Raw genomic sequence first — 20,204 nt, forward strand, 5'->3', positions numbered from 1 at the left:
CCGCCCTAGGAATGAACGAAGCGATGTTGAAGATCACCGACCTCCGCGCCGAAATCGACGGCAAGGAAATCCTCAAGGGCCTGAACCTCGAAGTGAATGCAGGTGAGGTCCATGCGATCATGGGCCCGAACGGCGCCGGCAAGTCGACGCTCGGCTATGTGCTGGGCGGCCGGCCGGGCTATGACGCGACGGGCGGCAGCGTGCGCTTCGACGGGCAGGACCTGCTCGAACTCGAACCGCACGAACGGGCCGCGGCGGGCCTGTTCCTGGGGTTCCAGTATCCGGTCGAGATCCCCGGCATCTCCAACCTGCAGTTCGTGCGCGAGGCGCTCAACAGCCAGCGCCGCGCGCGGGGCGAGGCGCCGCTCTCGGGCGGCGAGTTCCTCAAGCTTGCCCGGGCGCAGGCGGAAGCGCTCGGCATGGACGTCGAGATGCTCAAGCGGCCGGTCAATGTCGGCTTTTCGGGCGGCGAGAAGAAGCGCAACGAGATGGTGCAGATGGGCATCATCGGCCCCAGGCTCGCGATCCTCGACGAGACCGACAGCGGCCTCGACATCGACGCGCTCAAGGCCGTGGGCGAGGGGATCAACCGGATCATGCGCGCGCCCGACAAGGCGGTGCTGCTGATCACCCATTATCAGCGGCTGCTCGACTATGTGCAGCCGGACTTCGTCCATGTGCTCGCCGATGGCCGCATCGTCCGCTCCGGCGGCCCCGAGCTGGCGCTCGAACTGGAGCGCGAAGGCTATGGAGCGGTGGCCGCATGATCCTTTCCCTGCTCCTCATGCTGCAGACCGCGCCTGCGCCGCAGGACGAGCTGAACATCGAAGTCGTCGGGCGCCGGCTCGCCGCGATCTCCGCGACCGTGCGCCAGGGGCCCGGCGGCAAGCTCGGCTGCGCGCTCAGCGCGTCGAGCGGCTATGCGAAGCTCGACGAACAGCTCTGCCGCACCGCGACTCAGTGCGTCCGCAAGGGCGCGCGCGACGCCGCTGCCGTGAAAACCTGTATCGACCGGCGCAAGCCCGAACTGCTCACCGACTTCAAGCGCAGCTGGAGGGCGGGCCAGTGAACACCCTGCTCGAGCTTCCCACGCCGCGCCAGGAGGAATGGCGCTGGGCCGATATGGCTGCGCTCAAGGCGGCGGCCGAAACGGCGCGGCGCGACGTCGGGATCGATCCGGCCGGCCTGTTCCTCGACATCGAAGGGCCCCGGCTGCTGTTCGTCGACGGGCGTTTCGAGCCGGCGCATTCCCGGCCCGGCCCGGTGCAGGTGACGCAGCAATTGGCCACTACGGACCATCCGCTGGGCAGCCTTGCCGATGGCGAGGGCTGGTCGCTGCATCTCGGCAAGGAACATGCGGCGACGGCGATCCAGATCGTCCATATCGGCACCGGCGGCGAAAGCCATGTGCCGGCCCGGCTGATGCTGGCCGAGGATGCGGTGGCGAGCGTGGTCGAGACCTATGCCGGCAGCGGCTGGGCGAACCGGCTGACCACGCTCTGCCTCGAACGGGGCGCGCGGCTGATGCGCTCGGTGCGGCTGCTCCAGGATGCGGGCTTCGTCTCGCTGCGCGAAGAGGCCGAAGTGGGCGAGGCGGCGAGCCTGGTCTCGGTGTTCCTCGGCGCCGGCGGCATGGGCAGCCGGATCGACGGGGCGCTGCTGGTGAACGGCAAGGGCGGGTTCGCCGAGATGGGCGGGGCGCTGCTCACGTCGGGCAGCCAGAAACAGGAAGCCGCGGTCGCGGTGCGGCACGAGAATGTCGAGGGCACGTCGCGCCAGCTCTGGCGCGCGGTGGCGGCGGACAAGTCGGCGGCCAGCCTGGCGGCGCGCGTCGAAGTGGCGCGCGGCGCGCAGCAGACCGATGGCGAGCAGTCGCTGCGCGGCCTGCTGCTCCAGCGCTCCGCGACGGTGAATCTCAAGCCCGAGCTCGAGATTTTCGCCGACGACGTGAAGTGCGCGCACGGGGCGACGGTGGGCGAGCTCGACAGGATGGCGCTCTTCTATCTGCAGAGCCGCGGCATCGACGAGGGCCGCGCCAAGGCACTGCTCACGCGCGCCTTCGTGGCGGACGCGCTCGCCCGGATCGGCGAGGACGTGGTGCGCGAAGCCTTTGCGGCGGATGCCGATCGCTGGCTGGACACTGCGCTATGACCGTAGCCGCCGATACCCGTCCCCTCGACCTGCTCGCCGATTTCCCGGCGATCCCGGCCGGCTGGCATTATCTCGACACGGCGGCGACTTCGCAGAAGCCGCAGCCCGTGCTCGATGCGATCGCCAGGGCCTATGGCGAGACCTATGCCACCGTGCATCGCGGCGTGTACCAGCGCTCGGCCGACATGACGCTCGCCTATGAGGCGGCGCGCCGGCGCGTGGCGCGGTTCCTCGGCGGCGCGGAAAACGAGATCGTCTTCGTCCGCGGCGCGACCGAGGGGATCAACCTGGTCGCGCAGTGCTGGGCGGGAACGCAGCTCAAGGCCGGCGACCGCATCCTGTTGTCCACGCTCGAGCATCACTCCAACATCGTGCCCTGGCAGATGGTCGCCGAACGGGTCGGCGCCGCGATCGACGTGGTGCCGCTCACCGCCGACCAGCGCATCGACCTCGACGCGATGGAAGCGATGCTCACCGAGCGCCACAAGCTGGTCGCGCTGGCGCATGTCTCCAACGTGCTGGGTTCGGTGCTCGATGCGAAGCGGGCGACCGAGCTGGCGCACGCGGTGGGCGCGAAGATCCTGCTCGACGGCTGCCAGGCGGTGCCGCGCATGCCCGTCGACGTCGCCGCGATCGGTTGCGACTTCTATGTGATGTCGGGCCACAAGCTCTACGGCCCCACCGGCATCGGTGTGCTCTGGGGACGCTACGAACTGCTCGATGCGATGCCTCCTTATCAGGGCGGCGGCTCGATGATCGACCGGGTCACCTTCGCGAAGACGACCTATGCGCCGCCGCCGGGCCGGTTCGAGGCGGGGACGCCGCACATCGTCGGCGTGGTCGGGCTGCATGCGGCGATCGACTATGTGGCGGGCATCGGGCTGGAGCGCATCCATGCGCACGAGGCAGCCCTGGTGCGCCAGACGCGCGAGGCGCTGTCGCAGCTCAATTCGGTCAGGCTGTTCGGCCCCGAGGACAGTGCCGGCATCGTCAGCTTCGCAGTGGAGGGGGTGCACCCGCACGACGTCGCCACCATATTGGACGAAGGCGATGTCGCGATCCGCGCCGGGCATCACTGCGCACAGCCGCTGATGGATGCCTTGGGCGTGCCGGCCACCGCGCGGGCGAGCTTCGGAGTCTATAATGGCGCGGACGACATCGCCGCGCTGGTGAAGGGTATTGAACGCGTGACGAGGATCTTCGGGTGAACCAGGAACGCAAGATCGAAGTCGAGGAAGTGGCCGCCGTGGCGCCGCCGCCCAAAGCGCGCGTCGAGGATGCGGCCGAGAGCGTCGCGGAGACGTTCGAGCGCAAGCGCGACTATCTCTCGGGCTTCCTCTCGCAGAAGCCGCAGGCGCTGTCGGGCGCCGAGCCGGGCGGCGAACTCTATGAGGCGGTGATCGCGGCGCTCAAGGAAATCTACGATCCCGAGATCCCGGTGAACATCTACGACCTGGGCCTGATCTATGGCGTCGACATCACCGCCGACGGCCATGCCGCGGTGCAGATGACGCTGACCACGCCGCATTGCCCGGTGGCGGAATCCATGCCCGGCGAAGTCGAGCTGCGCGTCGGCTCGGTGCCGGGGATCGGCCATGCCGAAGTCAATCTCGTCTGGGATCCGCCCTGGGATCCGCAGAAGATGAGCGACGAGGCCAAGCTCGAACTGGGGATGCTGTGATGACCACCGCCACCCGTCAGCGCCCCGCTGCGCTGCTCCTGACTCCGGCCGCCGAGCGGCGCATCGCCGATCTGATGGCCAAGGCGCCCGAGGGCGCGGTAGGCGTCAAGCTCTCGACGCCGCGCCGCGGTTGCTCGGGGCTGGCCTATTCGGTCGACTATGTCACCGAGGCCAAGCCGTTCGACGAGAAGATCGAGACGCCCGGCGGCACGTTCTTCGTCGATGGCGGCTCGGTCCTCTATCTGATCGGCTCGACCATGGATTGGCAGGAAGACGATTTCACCGCCGGCTTCGTCTTCCAGAACCCCAATGCCAAGGGCAGCTGCGGCTGCGGGGAGAGCTTTACGGTCTGACCCGGCGGGCATAGGGACGGCTGACAACGCAGTCGGAAGAGGATGTCGATGCCCTATCCCCAGCCCTATGCCGCCGATCCCGCGCGCTATGACGGGCGGATGCCCTATCGCCGGTGCGGCCGTTCGGGGCTCGACCTGCCGGCGATCAGCCTCGGCCTCTGGCAGAATTTCGGCGGGACGGACGTGTTCGAGACCGGCCGTGCGATGCTGCGCCGGGCGTTCGACCGGGGCGTCACCCATTTCGATCTCGCGAACAATTACGGCCCGCCCTATGGCGCGGCCGAGGCGAATTTCGGCCGCGTGCTGGCTGGCGACTTTGCCGGCCACCGCGACGAGCTGATCGTCTCGACCAAGGCGGGCTGGGACATGTGGCCCGGGCCCTATGGCGATGTCGGCGGATCGCGGAAGTATCTGATCGCCTCCTGCGACCAGAGCCTGAAGCGGATGGGGCTCGACTATGTCGACATCTTCTATTCGCACCGCGTCGATCCGAAGACCCCGCTCGAGGAGACGATGGGCGCGCTCGCCCAGCTCCACCGCCAGGGCAAGGCGCTCTATGTCGGCATCTCCAGCTATTCGCCCGAGCTGACGCGCCAGGCCGCGGCGATCCTCGCCGAGCACAAGGTGCCGCTGCTGATCCACCAGCCGAGCTATTCGATGCTCAACCGCTGGATCGAAGGCGAGCTGCTCGACACGCTGGGCGAGCTCGGCACCGGCTGCATCGCCTTCTCGCCGCTGGCGCAGGGCATGTTGAGCAACAAATATCTGAATGGCGTTCCTCAGGATGCCCGCGCGGCCAGGGGCGGCTCGCTGAACCAGCGGCTGCTGTCGGACGACAATATCGCCCGTATCCGCGCGCTGCACGAAATCGCGCAGGCGCGCGGGCAGACGCTGGCGCAGATGGCGATCGCCTGGGTGCTGCGCGATCCCCGCGTCACCTCCGCACTGATCGGCGCACGCACGGTGGAGCAGCTCGACAACTCGCTCGACGCCGTGAACAATCTCGATTTCAGCGCGGAAGAGCTGGCCGCGATCGACGCCCATGCAACCGATGGCAGCCTGGATCTCTGGAAGGTCTCGTCGAGCATCGAGGAGCTTCCCCAGGCATGAGCGTCGCCTTCCGCCGCGAGAGCGACGAGGAACACAAGGAACCGAAGTTCGAGCTGCCGCTGCCGCCGGGCCCCAATATGGTCACGGCGCGCGGGCTCGCGCTGATCGAGGCCAGGGCGGCCGCGCTGGAAGCCGCGGTGGCGGCGGAGAGCGGGGACGAAGCGCGCGAAGTGCTGAAGCGCGAGCTGCGCTACTGGAACACGCGGCGCACGACCGCGCAGATCGCGCCGGAGCCCGAGCCGGGCGTGGTCGGCATCGGATCGCGCGTGCGGGTGCGCATGAACGGCAAGGATCGGGTGATCGACCTGGTCGGCCATGACGAGGCCGATCCCGCCGCGGACCGGCTCTCCTTCCAGGCGCCGCTGGCCCGGGCGCTGATCGGCGCCGAGGAGGGCGAGAAAGTCGATTTCGGCGGGCGGGCGCAGGCGATCGAGATCATCGGCATCGAAACGATTCCGGACTGAGCCCAACTGCGCCTAAGGTGGCGGGCATGACTCGCCTCCTGCTCGCCGCCGCGCTGCTCGCCTCCACTTCGGCTTACGCCCAGACCGACGCTGCCCGCTGGAAGGCGGAAGCGGCGCGCGTGACGATCACGCGCGACGACTGGGGCGTCGCGCACATCCGGGGCGAGACCGATGCCGATGCGGTGTTCGGCATGATCTATGCCCAGGCCGAGGACGACTTCAACCGGATCGAGACCAACTATCTGGTAAGCCTGGGCCGGCTCGCCGAGGCGGAGGGCAAGGGCGCGATCTGGCAGGATCTACGCCAGCGGCTGTTCGTCGATCCCAAGGCGCTGAAGGCGGACTATGCCAGGAGCCCGGCATGGCTGCGCAAGCTGATGCAGGCCTGGGCGGACGGGCTGAACCATTATCTCGCCACGCATCCGGCGGTGAAGCCGCGCGTGCTCACGCGGTTCGAGCCATGGATGGCGCTGAGCTTCTCGGAAGGCAGCATCGGCGGCGATATCGAGCGCGTGCCCCTGAGCCAGCTCGAGGCGTTCTACGGCAAGCAGCAGGTCGCGATGACCGAGGCGGAGAAGGGGCTGCTCTTCAAGGAACCCAAGGGCTCGAACGGCATGGCGATCGCGCCGAGCCATACGAAGAACGGCCATGCGCTGCTGCTGATCAACCCGCACACCAGCTTCTTCTTCCGCTCCGAGCAGCAGGTGACGAGCGGCGAGGGGCTGAACGTCTATGGCGCGGCGACCTGGGGCCAGTTCTTCATCTACCAGGGGTTCAACGCGAAGGCAGGCTGGATGCACACCTCGAGCGGCGTCGACAATGTCGACGAGTTCGCGGAGACGATCGTCAGCAACGTGCAGGGCACGATGCTTGGCTATCACTATGGCGCCGAGACGCGGCCGGTGACGATCAAGCCGATCACCATCACCTATCGCGCTGCCGACGGCAGCCGGGCGCAGCGCAGCTTCCGGACCTATGCCACGCATCACGGACCCGTAGTGCGCGAGGTCGACGGCAAGTGGATCGCGGTGGCGCTGATGAACAAGCCGGTGGAAGCGCTGCAGCAGAGCTTCCTGCGCACCAAGGCCACCGACTATGCCGGCTTCATGAAGGTGGCCGAACTCAAGGCCAACAGCTCCAACAACACCCTGTTCGCCGACTCGAAGGGCGAGATCGCGTTCCTGATGCCGCAGTTCATGCCGGTGCGCGACGATCGCTTCGACTATCGCAAGCCGGTGGACGGCAGCGATCCGGCGACCGACTGGAAGGGGCTGCACAGCCTCGCCAGCCTGCCCCAGGCAGTGGACCCGAAAAATGGCTGGGCCTTCAACGTGAACAACTGGCCCTGGACGGCGGCGGGCGCGGACAGCCCCAGGGCCGCGGACTATCCGCGCTATTTCGACCAGGCCGGCGAGAATCCGCGCGGCGCGCATGCGCTGCAGGTGCTGAACGCGCGGACGGACTTCACGCCGGAGACGCTGCGCCAGGCGGCCTATGACAGCTTCCTGCCTGCCTTCGACCGGCTGCTGCCCGGGCTGGCCGCCGCTTGGGAGAAGCTGCCCGATGGCGATGGGCGCAAGGCGAAGCTGGCCGAGCCGGTGGCGCTGTTGAAGAGCTGGGACCGGCGCTGGAGCGCGGGATCGACCGCGACTTCGCTCGCGGTGTTCTGGGGCGAGGCGCTCTGGGCGCCCGGAGCGCAGCCGGCCAGGGATGCGGGCATTTCGGTGTGGGACTGGATGGCGACACGCGCCACCGATGCGCAGCGGATCGACGCGCTGGCCTCGGCCGTGGATCGGCTCGTCCAGGATTTCGGCGACTGGCGCGTGCCCTGGGGAGAAATCAACCGGTTCCAGCGCAATGACGGCGCGATCGTCCAGGCGTTCGACGATACGAAGCCGAGCCTCCCGGTGCCCTTCACGTCTGCGCAATGGGGCTCGCTCGCTTCGTTCGGGGCCCGGCGCTGGCCGGGGACGAAGCGCTATTACGGCACCAGCGGCAACAGCTTCGTCGCGACGGTGGAGTTCGGGCCGAAGGTGAAGGCCTGGGCAGTGACCGCCGGCGGCGAGAGCGGCCATCCGGAGTCGAAGCACTTCGCCGACCAGGCCGGGCGCTATGCGGCGGGGGACTTGCGGCCGGTCTATTTCTATCCGGAGGATCTGAAGGGGCATGTGGTGCGGACGTACCGGCCGGGCTAGCCGGGGACGGCGCGCCCATCCCTTGCCTAGAACGGCAATTCCTCGCCCAGCCGCTCCTCGAAGTTCGAGACCGTCACGCCGACCAGCCGGATCCCCTTGGGCGTGGGCAGCACCGAGCGGATCAGGGCGAGGCTCATGTCCCGCAGCGTCTCGCGGCGGTCGACCAGCCCGGCGGTGAGGCTGCGGCTGCGCGTGATGATCTGGAAGTCGCCATATTTCACCTTCACGGTGACGGTGCGGCCGAATTCCTGCGCCTGGTCGCACCAGGTCCAGACGTCCTCGGCCATCTCTAGCACGCCGGCCTCGATCTCGGCATTCTCGACCAGGTCGCGGTCGAACGTGGTCTCGGAGCCGGAGGATTTGCGCGGCAGGTCGACATGCACCGGCCGGTCGTCCTCGCCGCGCGAGATCGCGTGGTACCATTCGGCCGCGCTGCCGAAATGGGCGCGGAGGAACTCGAGCGACTTGCCGCGCAGGTCCGCGCCGGTCTCGATGCCGAGCGCGTGCATCTTCCGCGCCGTCACCGGCCCGACCCCGTGGAAGCGCGCGACCGGCAGCGCCTCCACCCAGGCCGGGCCCATTTCGGGCGTCACCGCGAACTGGCCGTTGGGCTTGCGCTGGTCCGAAGCGAGCTTGGCGAGGAACTTGTTGTACGAGATGCCGGCCGAGGCGGTGAGGCCGGTTTCCGCAAGGATGCGCGCGCGGATCTCCTTCGCCGTCGCCCAGGCGGTCTCGATCCCGCGCAGGTTCGCGGTGACGTCGAGATAGGCCTCGTCGAGCGAGAGCGGCTGGATGACCGGCGTATAGTCGGCGAAGATCATATGGATCTGCTTCGAGACGGCGCGATAGACGTCGAAGCGCGGCTTGACGAAGATCAGTTCCGGGCAGCGCCGCATCGCAGTGACCGAGGGGAGGGCGGAGCGCACGCCGAACCGGCGCGCCTCGTAGCTTGCCGCCGCCACCACGCCGCGCGCCGCGGCATAGCCGACCGCGACCGGCTTGCCGCGCAGCGCCGGATCGTCGCGCTGCTCCACCGATGCGTAAAAGGCGTCCATGTCGACATGGATGATCTTGCGGACCGGCCGGGTCCCCATGTCAGTCGTCCATCGGCTCCAGCGCGGCGGCGAAGATGCGCGTCAGGCGCTTCTCGAAGCGATCGGTATCCTCGGCGCTGCACATGTCCGGGTCGATGGCGAGGGTGTTGTGCATGATGCCCATGCCCATCAGCACGGCGAAGGCCATGGCGGCGCGCATCTCGGTATCCTGGCCGCCCAGCACCCGGGCGATCGGTTCCAGGATGTCGGTGTCGATCGTCTCGCGGATGATCTCGCCCGCCTTGGGCGATCCGATCGAATGCAGCAGGATCAGGATCTGGTCGATATGGAGGTCGCGCTCGTCCTGCGGCGTGTCGCCCTCGTCGAGGAAGAGCTGGGCGAAATGCCGGGCGAGCGTCTCGCGCGTCGCGCCTTCCATGAAGTCCTTGTCGTCGTCGCGCAGCGTCTCGCGGAACAGGGCTTCCTTGCTGCCGAAATAGCGGCTGACCAGCGCGGGATCGACACCGGCATCGCCCGCGATCTCGCGCAGGCCGACATTCTCGTAATTCTCGCGCGCAAAATGCTTGCGGGCCGAGACGAGGATCGCTTCGCGCGTCGCAGCCGCGTTGCGCGACCGCGGCAGGGCCTGGACGGGCGGGATCATGGGCGCCTTTTTATCGCTAACAGATGGGTAGTCAACCATTGTGGACATATGTCTACAGTCGTTGACAAGTTCCCTGAACGCGCTTAGCGGGTGCCAAATCGGAAGTCGTTCGTTTCCAGTAACGGCACCACGGAGGATGTCCGGCCAGGGGCACGGATTTAGGGATCGAACATGCATTCGAAGAACCGCCAGCTGCTTATCCCGGCTCTCATGGCCGCGCTCGCTCTCGCCGGTTGCGGCGGCGGCGGACCGCAGATGCCGCAGCAGGGGCCGCCCCCCGTCACCGTCTCGGCACCGCTGGTGCAGGACGTGGTCGACTGGGACGAGTTCGTCGGCCGCTTCGAGGCGATCCAGACCGTCGAGGTGCGCCCGCGCGCCTCGGGCTATCTGCAGGGCATATGGTTCAAGGACGGCCAGTTCGTCCGCAAGGGCCAGCTGCTCTTCACCATCGATGCGCGCCCGGCCCAGGCCGCCGTCGCCTAGGCTGCCGCGCAGGTTGCCCAGGCCAAGGCGACGCTCGCCAATGCGCAGACCGAATATGCCCGTTCCGAGGCGCTGGTCGCCCAGCGTGCCGCCAGCCAGGAAGAGCTGGAGCAGCGCCGCGCCGCGCTGCGCTCGGGCGCTGCGCAGGTCGCCGCCGCGGAGGCCAATCTGCGTGCGCGCCAGCTCGACCTCGGCTTCACGCGCGTCGTCGCGCCGCTGAGCGGCCGCATCTCGGAGCGCAAGGTCGATGTGGGCAATTCGGTCACTGCCGACCAGACGGTGCTGACCACCATCGTCTCGGTCGATCCGCTGCACTTCGTCTTCCAGGGTTCGGAAGCGCTGCTGCTGAAATATCAGCGCCAGGGCACCGGCGCCCAGAACGGCACGGCGATCAAGGTCAAGCTTTCCGACGAGAGCGACTATACGCATACGGGCGCGCTCGACTTCGTCGACAACGCGCTCGATGCCGGCGCCGGCACGATCCGCGCCCGCGCGATCATCGCCAATCCGGGCGGCTTCCTGAAGCCCGGCATGTTCGGCTCGGCCCGGCTCGAGGCGTCCAAGCCCTATCCGGCGCTGCTGGTGCCGGACACGGCGGTGATGGCCGATGCGGCGCGCCAGATCGTGTTCGTCGTCGACAAGAGCAACACGGTGACGGCGCGCCCGGTGCAGACCGGCCCGCTGCGCGGCAATCTGCGCGTGATCCGCTCGGGCCTGACCAGGGACGACCGGGTGGTGATCGACGGCACCCAGCGCGCGCGCCCCGGCGTGAAGGTCACGCCGCAGCCGGGCAAGATCACGGAAGCGCCGGCACCCGCCGCCGCGCCGCCGTCCGATCAGCCGGCCGGCACCGCGCTGCCCGCCGGCAACCGCTGAGGATAGGGCCATGAGCGAACCCCAGGCTCCCCAGCCCGACGCGCCCGTGCGCAGCGGCTTTTCCAGCTTCTTCATCGAGCGGCCGATCTTCGCGGCGGTGATCTCGGTGTTCATCACCCTGATCGGCGCCTTCTGCTATCCGCTGCTGCCGCTCTCGCAATATCCCGAGATCGCGCCGCCGACGATCGCCGTGAGCGCCTTCTATGCCGGCGCTTCGCCGGAGACGATCGCAGAGACGGTCTCGACACCGCTCGAGCAGGAGATCAACGGCGTCGAGGGCATGCTCTACATGAGCTCGTCCTCCACCCAGGGCCAGGCGACCGTCACCGTCACCTTCAAGCCGGGCACCAATCTCGATGCCGCGCAGGTGCTGGTGCAGAACCGCGTCAACCTGGCCGTGCCGCGCCTGCCCGAACAGGTGCGCCAGATCGGCGTCACGGTGAACAAGCAGGAATCGGGCTTCCTGATGATCGTGGCGCTCACTTCGCCCGACAACAGCCTCGACGTCGATTACATGGGCAATTACGCCAACACGGTGATCCGCGACCGGCTGCTGCGCCTCGAGGGCGTGGGCACGGTGCAGGTCTTCGGCGGCGGCAATTATTCGATGCGCGTCTGGATCGATCCGGACAAGGCGGCGGCGCGCAACCTGACGGCGTCCGAGATCGTGGCGGCGCTGCAGGCCCAGAACGTCCAGACCGCGGGCGGCGCGCTCGGCTCGGCGCCGACGGGCAAGGACAACCCCTCGTTCGAAGTGCCGGTGGACGTGCGCGGCCGCCTGGCCACGGTCGAGCAATTCTCCAACATCACGGTGAAGTCCGATCCGACGGGCGCCGCGCTCACCAAGCTGGGCGACGTCGCGCGGATCGAGCTGGGTAGCCAGGACTATTCGATCCGCGGCTCGTTCGGCGGCCGGCGCGGCATCGCGCTCGCCATCGTCCAGCAGCCGGGCGCCAACTCGCTCAACGCGGCGGACCTGGTGCTCAAGGAGATGGATACGCTCAAGAAGGACTTCCCGCAGGGCCTCCAATATACCATCCCCTACAATCCCACCGAATATGTCTCGGCGTCGGTGGAGGCCGTGCAGCACACGCTGCTCGAGGCGGTGGTCCTCGTCGTCGTGGTCGTGGTGATCTTCCTCCAGACCTGGCGGGCGGCGGTGATCCCGATCGTCGCCATCCCGATCGCGCTGGTCGGCACCTTCGCGGTGCAGCTCGCGCTCGGCTATTCGATCAACTCGCTGTCGCTGTTCGCGCTGGTGCTCGCCGTGGGCATCGTGGTCGACGACGCGATCGTCGTGGTCGAGGCGGTGGAGAAGCATATCCGCGAGGGCAAGTCGCCGCGCGACGCCGCGCACCTGACGATGAAGGAAGTGTCCGGCGCGCTGGTCGCGATCGGCCTGGTGCTGGTCTCGGTGTTCATCCCGACGGCGATGGTCGGCGGCATCCCCGGCATCTTCTACCGCCAGTTCGCGGTGACGATCGCCGCGGCCTCGGCGATCTCGCTGCTCGTTTCGCTGACGCTGTCGCCGGCGCTCGCCGCGCTGCTGCTCAAGCCGCACCAGCATATCGACGCCGATAGCGGCCCGCGCTGGATGCGGCCGATCAAGGTGGGTGCGGAGAAGTTCAACCAGGGCTTCGACTGGCTGTCGGACCGCTATGGCCGCGTCACCGGCCGGCTGATCCGCATGGGCCTGATCATGATGCTCATCTATGCGGGGCTGCTCGCGCTCACCGGCTGGCGCCTCACCGCCACGCCGACGGGCTTCATTCCCGAGCAGGACCAGGGCTTCCTGATCGGCGTCGTCCAGCTGCCGCCGGGTTCGTCGCTCGAGCGCACCAGCGAAGTGGTCGACAAGGCCTATGCCATCGCCGCCAAGACCGACGGCGTGATCGACGGCGCGGCCTTTGCCGGCCTCGACGGCGCGAGCTTCAGCCAGGCGTCGAATGCGGGCGTGTTCTTCATCAAGCTGAAGGACTGGTCGCAGCGCGGCAAGCAGCAGAGCGCGGAGGCGCTGGCCGGCCAGCTGACCGGCGCCATCGCCGGGCAGATCAGCGGCGCCAACATCTTCATGATCTCGCCGCCCGCGGTGCAGGGCCTCGGCAACGGCTCGGGCTTCGTGATGATGATCGAGGATCGCGCGGCCAATGGCGGCTGGCGCGGGCTCGAAGGCGCGACCGGCGCGATGATGGGCGCGGCGATGCAGGAGCAGAAGGTCACCCAGGTCTTCTCGCTGTTCAACACTGCCAATCCGCGCATCCGCGCCGATGTCGACCGCGACAAGGCGCAGATCCTCGGCGTGCAGCCGCAACAGGTGTTCGACGCGATCGGCACCTATATCGGCTCGACCTATGTCAACGACTTCAACCTGCTCGGCCGCACCTTCCGCGTGACGGCGCAGGCGGAGCCGGCCTCGCGCGACGACATCAGCGACATCGGCCGGCTGCAGGTGCGTTCGTCGAGCGGGCAGATGGTGCCGCTCTCGGCGGTGGCGAGCTTCCATCGCGACTCCGGGTCGTCGCGCGTGGTGCGCTACAACCTGCTGCCCGCCGTGGAGCTGCAGGGCGCCGCCGCGCCGGGCGTTTCCTCGGGCGATGCGCTCGCGGCGATGGAGGCGATGGCGAGCAAGGTGCTGCCCCAGGGCTATGGCTATGAATGGACCGGCCTCGCCTATCAGCAAAAGGCGGCCGGCAGCTCGTCGGCGCTGATCTTCGTGCTCGCCGTGGTGTTCGTCTTCCTCGTGCTGGCTGCCCAGTATGAGGCGCTGACGCTGCCGCTCGCAGTGATCCTGATCGTGCCGATGTGCATCCTGGCGGCGCTGCTCGGCGTGAACCTGCGGGCGATGGACAACAACATCCTTACCCAGGTCGGCCTGGTGGTGCTGATCGCGCTTGCCGCGAAGAACGCGATCCTGATCGTCGAGTTCGCCAAGCAGGGCGAGGAAGAGGGCATGAACCGGTTCGATGCCGCGGTCCACGCCGCGCGTTCGCGCCTCCGCCCGATCCTGATGACGTCGTTCGCATTCATCTTCGGCGTGATCCCGCTGGCGATCGCCAGCGGCCCGGGCCAGGAGATGCGCCAGTCGCTCGGCACCGCCGTGGCGTTCGGCATGGTCGGCGTCACCATCTTCGGGCTTATCTTCACGCCGATCTTCTATGTGCTGCTGCGCAAGCTGGGCGGCGGCAAGGTGGCGCATCACGGCCCCACGCCGCCGGCACCGGAGACGCCTGCCGCCGCGACGGGAGAAGCGCAATGAAGCGGACCCTGACCCTGATCGCCGCCGGCCTGACGCTGTCGGGCTGCATGGTCGGCCCCAATTATGTCTCGCCTGCCCCCAAGGCGCCCGCCCAGGGCGACCTGAGCCAGGCGAGCGCGCCGGGCTTCGTCGCGGACGAGCCGCCGGCGGACTGGTGGAAGCTGTTCGACACGCCGGTGATCGACCGGCTGGTCGGCGAGGCGCTGGCCGCCAATACCGACCTGCGGGTCGCGGCGGCGAACCTGCGCCAGGCGCGGGCGAGCCTGCGCGAGACGCGGGCCCAGCGGCTGCCGACCACCAACGTCACGTCCAAGGCGACGCATGCCCGCGTTCCGGGCGCGTCGCTGGGCATCCCCGGTTCTTCGTTCGAAGGCGATACCTATGACGTCGGGCTCGACCTGAGCTATCAGGTCGATCTGTTCGGGAAGATCACCCGCGCGATCCAGGCCGGCCGTGCCGACCTGCAGGCGAGCGAGGCCGCTTACGACCTCGCCCGCGTCACCGTGGTGGCCGAGACGATCCGTGCCTATTCGGATGCCTGTGCCGCCGGCGAGCAGCTCAAGGTCGCTTCGCAGACGCTCAAGCTCCAGGAAGACACGTTCGACCTGACGCGCCGGCTCGAGGCGGGCGGGCGCGGCACCGGGCTGGAGACCAGCCAGGGCGCCGCGCTGCTGGAGCAGACCCGGGCGCAGGTCCCGGTCTATGCGGCGCAGCGCAAGGCCGCGCTCTTCCGGCTCGCCGTGCTGACCGGCAAGCCGCCGGCCGAGGCGCCCGCCGACGTGGCGAGCTGCGAGACGGTGCCGGTCGTGAAGCAGGCCATCCCGGTCGGCAATGGTGCGACGCTGCTCGCCCGCCGCGCCGATGTCCGCGCGGCCGAGCGCCGGCTCGCCGCTGCGTCGGCGCGGATCGGCGTCGCCACGGCGGACCTTTATCCGAACATCTCGATCGGCGGCTCGATCGGCTCGACCGCGCTGGCGCCCAAGGACATGTTCAACAGCTCGAGCTTCCGCTTCAGCGTCGGGCCGCTGCTGTCGTTCAGCTTCCCGAACATGAGCGTCGCCCGGGCCCGCATCGCCCAGGCCGAGGCGGGAGCGGATGCCGCGCTCGCCACGTTCGACGGCACCTGGCTGACCGCGCTGCGGGATACCGAGACCGCGCTGGCCACCTATGTGGCGCAGGGCCAGCGCGTCGAGGCGCTGCGGCGGGGCCGCGACCAGAACGCCGAGGCGGCCCGCATCGCCCGGCTGCGTTACCGTGCCGGCGCGGAACCGTTCCAGACCGTGCTCGATGCCGAGCGTTCGCTCGCCACGAACGAGCTGAGCCTGGCCCAGGCCGAATCGGACTTCTCCGACGCGACGGTTACCCTCTTCCTCGCGCTTGGCGGAGGTTGGCAGCAGTCTCCCCAGGGCTGAACTGCCGACCCCCGCCCCCGCGACCCCGCGTACCTTTCGGTGCGCGGGGGCGCGGCCGTTTCCCGCCGCGCCGGAACGGGCGGGAACACCGCATCTCTACCCGAAAGCGTAGCTGGGCACAGCCTGCAAGGGCGTGACCCATTGCGGTTGTGTGCCGGCCCCGCATCGCCTTCCCCCGCGCGCACGCTTGTTGCCCGACCAATAACGCAATGTGGCCTGACCATTCTATTGACACTCGCGCGCGTATCGGCCTTATTGGCCTGACACCGGTGGCCAGCACGACTGGCGACAAGGCAAGCCGGGGCACAGAGGGGGAGGGAGAGTCATGCGACGGACTGCTCTATTTGCTGGCACGGCGATCTGCGCCGTCCTGGCGGCGACGCCTGCGTTCGCCCAGAACACCAATATCGATACCCAGGCCAGCGCGCCGCAGGCCGAGGAGCCGGCGCCGCAGGCCGCGGACCAGATCGTGGTCACCGGGTTCCGCCGGGCCTATGCCGATGCGCTCAACATCAAGCGCGAATCCGACCAGATCACCGATTCGATCTCGTCCGACGGGCTGGGCCGCTTCCCGGACCTGAACGTCGGCGAGGCGATCCAGCGCATCCCAGGCGTGCAGATCAACCGCGAGGCGGATTCGCGCAACGCCACGATCTCGCTGCGCGGCCTGCCGGGTTCGTTCGCGCGCACCACGCTGAACGGCGGCGGCTTCGCCGATCCGATCCTGGGGAGCGCGACCAACACGTCGTCCACGCCGCTCGGCGCGTTCAATTCGGACATCTTCTCGTCGATCACGGTGATCAAGTCGCCCTCGGCGGCGAACCTGGCCGGCGGGCTTTCGGGCAATGTCGACCTGAAGATCGCGCCTGCGCTCGGCCGCAAGGCGGGCGGCTGGGTCAAGGCGTCCTATGAGTATAACGATCTCGGCGACCTGGGCAGCCCGGCGCTCGCAGCCGGCTACAATGGGCACATCACCGACGATTTCGCGGTGTTCGGCGTGGTCTCGTGGAAGGACGAGAAGTTCCGCCGCGACTCGATCTCGGTGAACAGCTGGGCGAACAAGCTCGGTTCGATCCAGGTGGGCAACCAGGCGGTGCCGGCCTCCAATCCCACTTATCAGGCGCTGATGGCGCAATATCCGGGCGGGGTCTATTATCCTACCCAGGTCCGCCAGTTCGCCCGCCTGAACAAGGGGCATCTGCTCACCGGTGCCGGCGGCTATGAATGGCAGGCGAGCGACACGCTCAAGTTCGGCGCGACCGGCTTCTACACCGAGCGCAACCTCGATCAGGGCACCAACCACCTGCTCTACATCGACACGTCCGCGGGCAATAACGGCACCGGCGCGCTGGCGGCCAGCTCGGCGGTGGCGCATTTCACCAGCCTGGGCACGCCCTATGTCGTCCAGACGCCGACGGGGCCGCGCGCCTATATCAACCAGTTCACCGCCGAGAATCTGCAGACCTACGACTCGATCCGCTCGGAGCCGGCAAAGCAGAAGACCTGGGCGATCAACCCCATGGTCGAGTTCAAGGACGATCAGTGGCGCGTGACGGCGCAAGGCACGATCTCGCGCGCGCAGGTGCTCGCCAATCAGATCGAGTTCGACATCATCCAGAACCCGTATCGCAACCTGGGCACGGCGGGGCTGAACGGGATCACCGCGTCGGTCTATACCGGCGGCACCAGCCTGCAGAACGCAGTGTTCGTCCTGAACACGCCCAATGCCTCGCACATTCCGACGGGCGGCTATCCGCTCGCCTCGCCGGCGAACCAGGCGACTCAGGCGGGCGCGCAGATGCCGGGCGCCCCGGCCAATACGCTGGGCGATCGCTTCGGCGTCACCGGCACCAACGGCCAGTCGTGGAACGCGCTCGACGCGGTGCAGCTCGATATCGAGCGCAGCTTCGCGGGCAGCTTCCTTTCCGGCTTCCAGGTCGGCATGCGCTACGAGCATAACGAATATAGCTCGATCGGCTCGCGCAATACTTCGATCGGCGCGGTCACCGCCAATGTCACGCCGGCGATGTCGCAGGTGAACCCCTATGTCGCCGACTTCTTCGGCGGCACGGCGGGCGGCTATACCAGCAACTGGCGCAGCATGGACGTGAACCAGGTGCTCGGCGCGATCACGCCGGTGGTGCTGACGACGCGCCCTTCGCAGTTCGCCAACGGCCTGCCGCCCCAGTTCGCCATGGGCGAACAATATGGCGTGTTCCTCACGCCCTATGGGCTGGTGAACAATTATTGGGATCCCAATTACTGGAACAACAACTTCACCAACACCAAGAAGGTGATGTCGGCCTATGCCATGGCCAGGTTCGACGGAGACCTGTTCGGCATCCGCGTCCGCGGCAATGCGGGCGTGCGCTACGAGGCGACCACGCAGAAGATCGACGCGCTGGACTGCCGCAACTGCCTGGCGGGCCTGTCGCTGCTGCCGCTGCCGGTGAACCACAGCATGAGCACGCGGACCTACAAGCAGAATTATGATTATTGGCTGCCCTCGGCGATGTTCGCGGCGGACCTGGCCAAGAACCTCGTGTTCCGCGGTGCCTATTACCAGACCTATGTCCGCCCGCAGCCGCGCGACAATGTGCCCACGACCACGATGCAGATCCCCGATCCGGCGGTCGTCGGCACGCCGGCCTACAATGTCATCATCGGGGCGACGAACCTCAGCCCCTATACGTCGGACAGCTACGACCTGTCGCTCGAATGGTACAACCGCCCCGGCGGCGCCTTCGCGATCGCCGTCTATCAGAAGGACATCCAGGGCTATGTCGGCCCGATCACCGATCGCCGCGTCCTGTGCCCCGCCAACGGCATCTATAACGGCATCGATTTCGGCCTGGGCGCGCTGCAGGACGATGGCACCAACTGCAATATCGTGGGCAGCCCGACCGGCGCGCGCGTGACGGCGAGCGGCGTCACCAACCAGAAGCCGATGCGGGTGCGCGGCGTCGAGGTCTCGGTGCAGCAGAACCTCGATTTCCTGCCGGGCTTCCTGAAATATCTCGGTGGCGCCGCGAACTACACCTATACCGACATCGACGGGAAGGACGCCCAGGGCAATCCGATCACGCTCCCCAGCGTCGCCAAGCACAACCTCAACCTGATCGGCTATTACGAGACCAAGCTGTTCGGCATCCGCGTGGTGTTCAACCATCGCGGCAAATACGACCTGGCGGCGGGCAACAGCTTCGTCGGCGATGCCCGCACCGTGAAGGCGCGCAGCCAGCTCGATGCCTCGGCCTCGCTCAACATCATGAAGAACTTCTCGATCTCGGTCGACGCGTTCAACCTGACGAACGCGACTCGCTCGGAATATGAGAACGATCCGATGCTGCCCCGCCGCATCGACTATGACGGCCGGACCTATACGCTGACGATCCGCAGCAACTTCTAGCGCTCGTGCGGAGCGGCTATTCTCCCGCCGCTCCGCACCCTTTTCGAAGAGGCCGCCCGATGAAACTGCTTCTCTCCAGCGCGGTCGCCCTGCTGGCGTTCGGCGGTCTTCCCGCCCGCGCCCAGGGCCATGCGATCCTCGACGCCGGTTTCGCCAGGGCAGTGGCGCCGGACGATCCGGTCGCACGCCGGATACGCGGCCGGGCGGGCGCTGCGCTCGAGCGTCCGCCGGGGGCGATCCCGCGGCTCCACACCGAGGGGACGCTGCCGGGCAAGGGCATCCGCGAGATCAGCCTCACGGCCAAGCAGGACCAGGGGATCGTCCTCGCCCTGGCGCTCGCCTGGCGGTTGACCGGCGAGCGGCGCTATCTCGACCAGACCGCGCGCTATCTGGAGAATTGGGCGGACGTCTATCGGATGTCGTTCAACCCGATCGACGAGACCGGGTTCGATACGCTGCTGCTCGCCACCGACCTGACCGAGGCGGACCTGCCCCCCGCGCTGCGCGGCAAGCTGGATGCCTTCTGGCGGAAGATGGCGGCGGGCTATCTCGACGCGATGGATGCCGGCCCGAGGAACGCCAACACCAACTGGCAGAGCCACCGCATCAAGCTGGCGACCATGGCCGCGTTCCAGACGGGCGACGCCACGCTGATCGCCCGGGCGCGGGCGGCGTTCCGCAACCAGGTCGGCGCGAACATCCAGGCCGACGGATCGGTGTTCGACTTCCACGAGCGGGACGCGCTGCACTATGTCACCTATGATCTCGACCCGCTGCTGATGGCGGCGCTCGCCGCCCGTGCGCATGGCGAGGACTGGTATGGCTGGAAGAGCCCGTCGGGTTCGAGCCTGGCCGGCGCGCTCGCCTGGCTGGAGCCCTATGCCACGGGGGAGAAGACGCATGTCGAGTTCGTCCGTTCGCGGATCCAGTTCGATCGCGACCGGGCAGCGGCCGGGCAGAAGGAATATGCGCCGCATCCCTGGGATCCGGGCAATGCAGTGAACACCTATGCGCTCGCCCGGCTGCTGGCCCCCGGCTATCGCGCCTTCGCAGCGAAGCTTGCCGAGCGCACCGGGCGCCAGCCGGCCGACTGGATCGTGCTGCTGGCCCGCTAGG

The 20,204-nt window shown here is 68.1% G+C and carries 16 protein-coding genes and 1 pseudogene; 15 read left to right on the forward strand and 2 right to left on the reverse strand.

The genetic code is table 11. The annotated features are described in order from the left end of the window. Nucleotides 1-23: 23 nt before the first annotated feature. Genes sufC through FHR20_RS19900 form a run of 9 tightly spaced genes read left to right on the forward strand, consistent with a single transcriptional unit; the run spans nt 24 to nt 7,954 of the window. Nucleotides 24-767, forward strand: coding sequence for a Fe-S cluster assembly ATPase SufC (sufC, locus tag FHR20_RS19860; RefSeq protein ID WP_167301347.1), 744 nt, complete (start codon nt 24-26; stop codon nt 765-767). Beyond that, on the forward strand, nt 764-1,069 hold the full coding sequence (locus FHR20_RS19865) for a hypothetical protein (RefSeq protein ID WP_167301348.1): 306 nt from the start codon (nt 764-766) through the stop codon (nt 1,067-1,069). Before sufC ends, FHR20_RS19865 begins: the two co-directional genes overlap by 4 nt. Continuing rightward, entirely contained in the window at nt 1,066-2,151 is a 1,086-nt protein-coding gene (locus tag FHR20_RS19870; RefSeq protein WP_341786483.1) for a SufD family Fe-S cluster assembly protein, read from the forward strand. The genes FHR20_RS19865 and FHR20_RS19870 overlap by 4 nt, the downstream gene beginning before the upstream one ends. Next, nucleotides 2,148-3,359 (forward strand): cysteine desulfurase, encoded by a 1,212-nt coding sequence (locus FHR20_RS19875; RefSeq protein ID WP_167301349.1) that lies wholly within the window; start codon nt 2,148-2,150, stop codon nt 3,357-3,359. Before FHR20_RS19870 ends, FHR20_RS19875 begins: the two co-directional genes overlap by 4 nt. Then, complete coding sequence (locus FHR20_RS19880) at nt 3,356-3,832, forward strand: SUF system Fe-S cluster assembly protein (protein WP_167301350.1); 477 nt, start codon at nt 3,356-3,358, stop codon at nt 3,830-3,832. The genes FHR20_RS19875 and FHR20_RS19880 overlap by 4 nt, the downstream gene beginning before the upstream one ends. Then, nucleotides 3,832-4,185 (forward strand): HesB/IscA family protein, encoded by a 354-nt coding sequence (locus FHR20_RS19885; RefSeq protein ID WP_167301351.1) that lies wholly within the window; start codon nt 3,832-3,834, stop codon nt 4,183-4,185. Before FHR20_RS19880 ends, FHR20_RS19885 begins: the two co-directional genes overlap by 1 nt. 48 nt (nt 4,186-4,233) lie before the next feature. Further along, nucleotides 4,234-5,295, forward strand: a complete 1,062-nt coding sequence (gene mgrA / locus FHR20_RS19890; RefSeq protein WP_167301352.1) for an L-glyceraldehyde 3-phosphate reductase — start codon at nt 4,234-4,236, stop codon at nt 5,293-5,295. After that, the gene (locus FHR20_RS19895; protein ID WP_167301353.1) at nt 5,292-5,759 is read left to right on the forward strand and encodes a GreA/GreB family elongation factor; all 468 of its coding nucleotides are present in this window, start codon (nt 5,292-5,294) and stop codon (nt 5,757-5,759) included. Before mgrA ends, FHR20_RS19895 begins: the two co-directional genes overlap by 4 nt. Nucleotides 5,760-5,785: 26 nt before the next feature. Continuing rightward, nucleotides 5,786-7,954, forward strand: a complete 2,169-nt coding sequence (locus FHR20_RS19900; protein WP_167301354.1) for a penicillin acylase family protein — start codon at nt 5,786-5,788, stop codon at nt 7,952-7,954. A 26-nt stretch (nt 7,955-7,980) separates the two neighbouring features. Here FHR20_RS19900 and dinB read toward each other — a convergent pair whose 3' ends face one another. Together dinB and FHR20_RS19910 are read right to left on the reverse strand one after the other, a co-directional pair. Then, entirely contained in the window at nt 7,981-9,048 is a 1,068-nt protein-coding gene (dinB, locus tag FHR20_RS19905; RefSeq protein WP_167301355.1) for a DNA polymerase IV, read from the reverse strand. A gap of 1 nt (nt 9,049) precedes the next feature. Continuing rightward, on the reverse strand, nt 9,050-9,652 hold the full coding sequence (locus FHR20_RS19910; protein WP_208413775.1) for a TetR/AcrR family transcriptional regulator: 603 nt from the start codon (nt 9,650-9,652) through the stop codon (nt 9,050-9,052). A 171-nt stretch (nt 9,653-9,823) separates the two neighbouring features. Between FHR20_RS19910 and FHR20_RS22730 the strand changes: the two genes are divergently transcribed. The 6 genes and pseudogenes from FHR20_RS22730 (at nt 9,824) to FHR20_RS19935 (ending at nt 20,203) form a co-directional block, all read left to right on the forward strand. Continuing rightward, nucleotides 9,824-10,135, forward strand: coding sequence for a biotin/lipoyl-binding protein (locus FHR20_RS22730; RefSeq protein ID WP_208413776.1), 312 nt, complete (start codon nt 9,824-9,826; stop codon nt 10,133-10,135). 12 nt (nt 10,136-10,147) lie between these two features. After that, nucleotides 10,148-11,011: pseudogene (locus tag FHR20_RS19915) on the forward strand (efflux RND transporter periplasmic adaptor subunit); the annotation flags it as partial. 10 nt (nt 11,012-11,021) lie between these two features. Continuing rightward, nucleotides 11,022-14,267 carry an efflux RND transporter permease subunit gene (locus tag FHR20_RS19920; protein WP_167301357.1) on the forward strand — a complete coding sequence of 1,082 codons (3,246 nt, stop codon included), beginning with the start codon at nt 11,022-11,024 and terminating at the stop codon, nt 14,265-14,267. Further along, complete coding sequence (locus FHR20_RS19925) at nt 14,264-15,679, forward strand: efflux transporter outer membrane subunit (protein ID WP_167301358.1); 1,416 nt, start codon at nt 14,264-14,266, stop codon at nt 15,677-15,679. The genes FHR20_RS19920 and FHR20_RS19925 overlap by 4 nt, the downstream gene beginning before the upstream one ends. 325 nt (nt 15,680-16,004) lie before the next feature. After that, nucleotides 16,005-19,088, forward strand: a complete 3,084-nt coding sequence (locus tag FHR20_RS19930) for a TonB-dependent receptor (RefSeq protein ID WP_167301359.1) — start codon at nt 16,005-16,007, stop codon at nt 19,086-19,088. Between the two features lie 59 nt (nt 19,089-19,147). Then, nucleotides 19,148-20,203: an alginate lyase family protein gene (locus tag FHR20_RS19935; RefSeq protein WP_167301360.1), complete on the forward strand. Its 1,056-nt coding sequence runs from the start codon at nt 19,148-19,150 to the stop codon at nt 20,201-20,203. Nucleotide 20,204: the final 1 nt, after the last annotated feature.

This window comes from Sphingomonas leidyi, assembly GCF_011761945.1.
Taxonomy (GTDB): domain Bacteria; phylum Pseudomonadota; class Alphaproteobacteria; order Sphingomonadales; family Sphingomonadaceae; genus Sphingomonas; species Sphingomonas leidyi.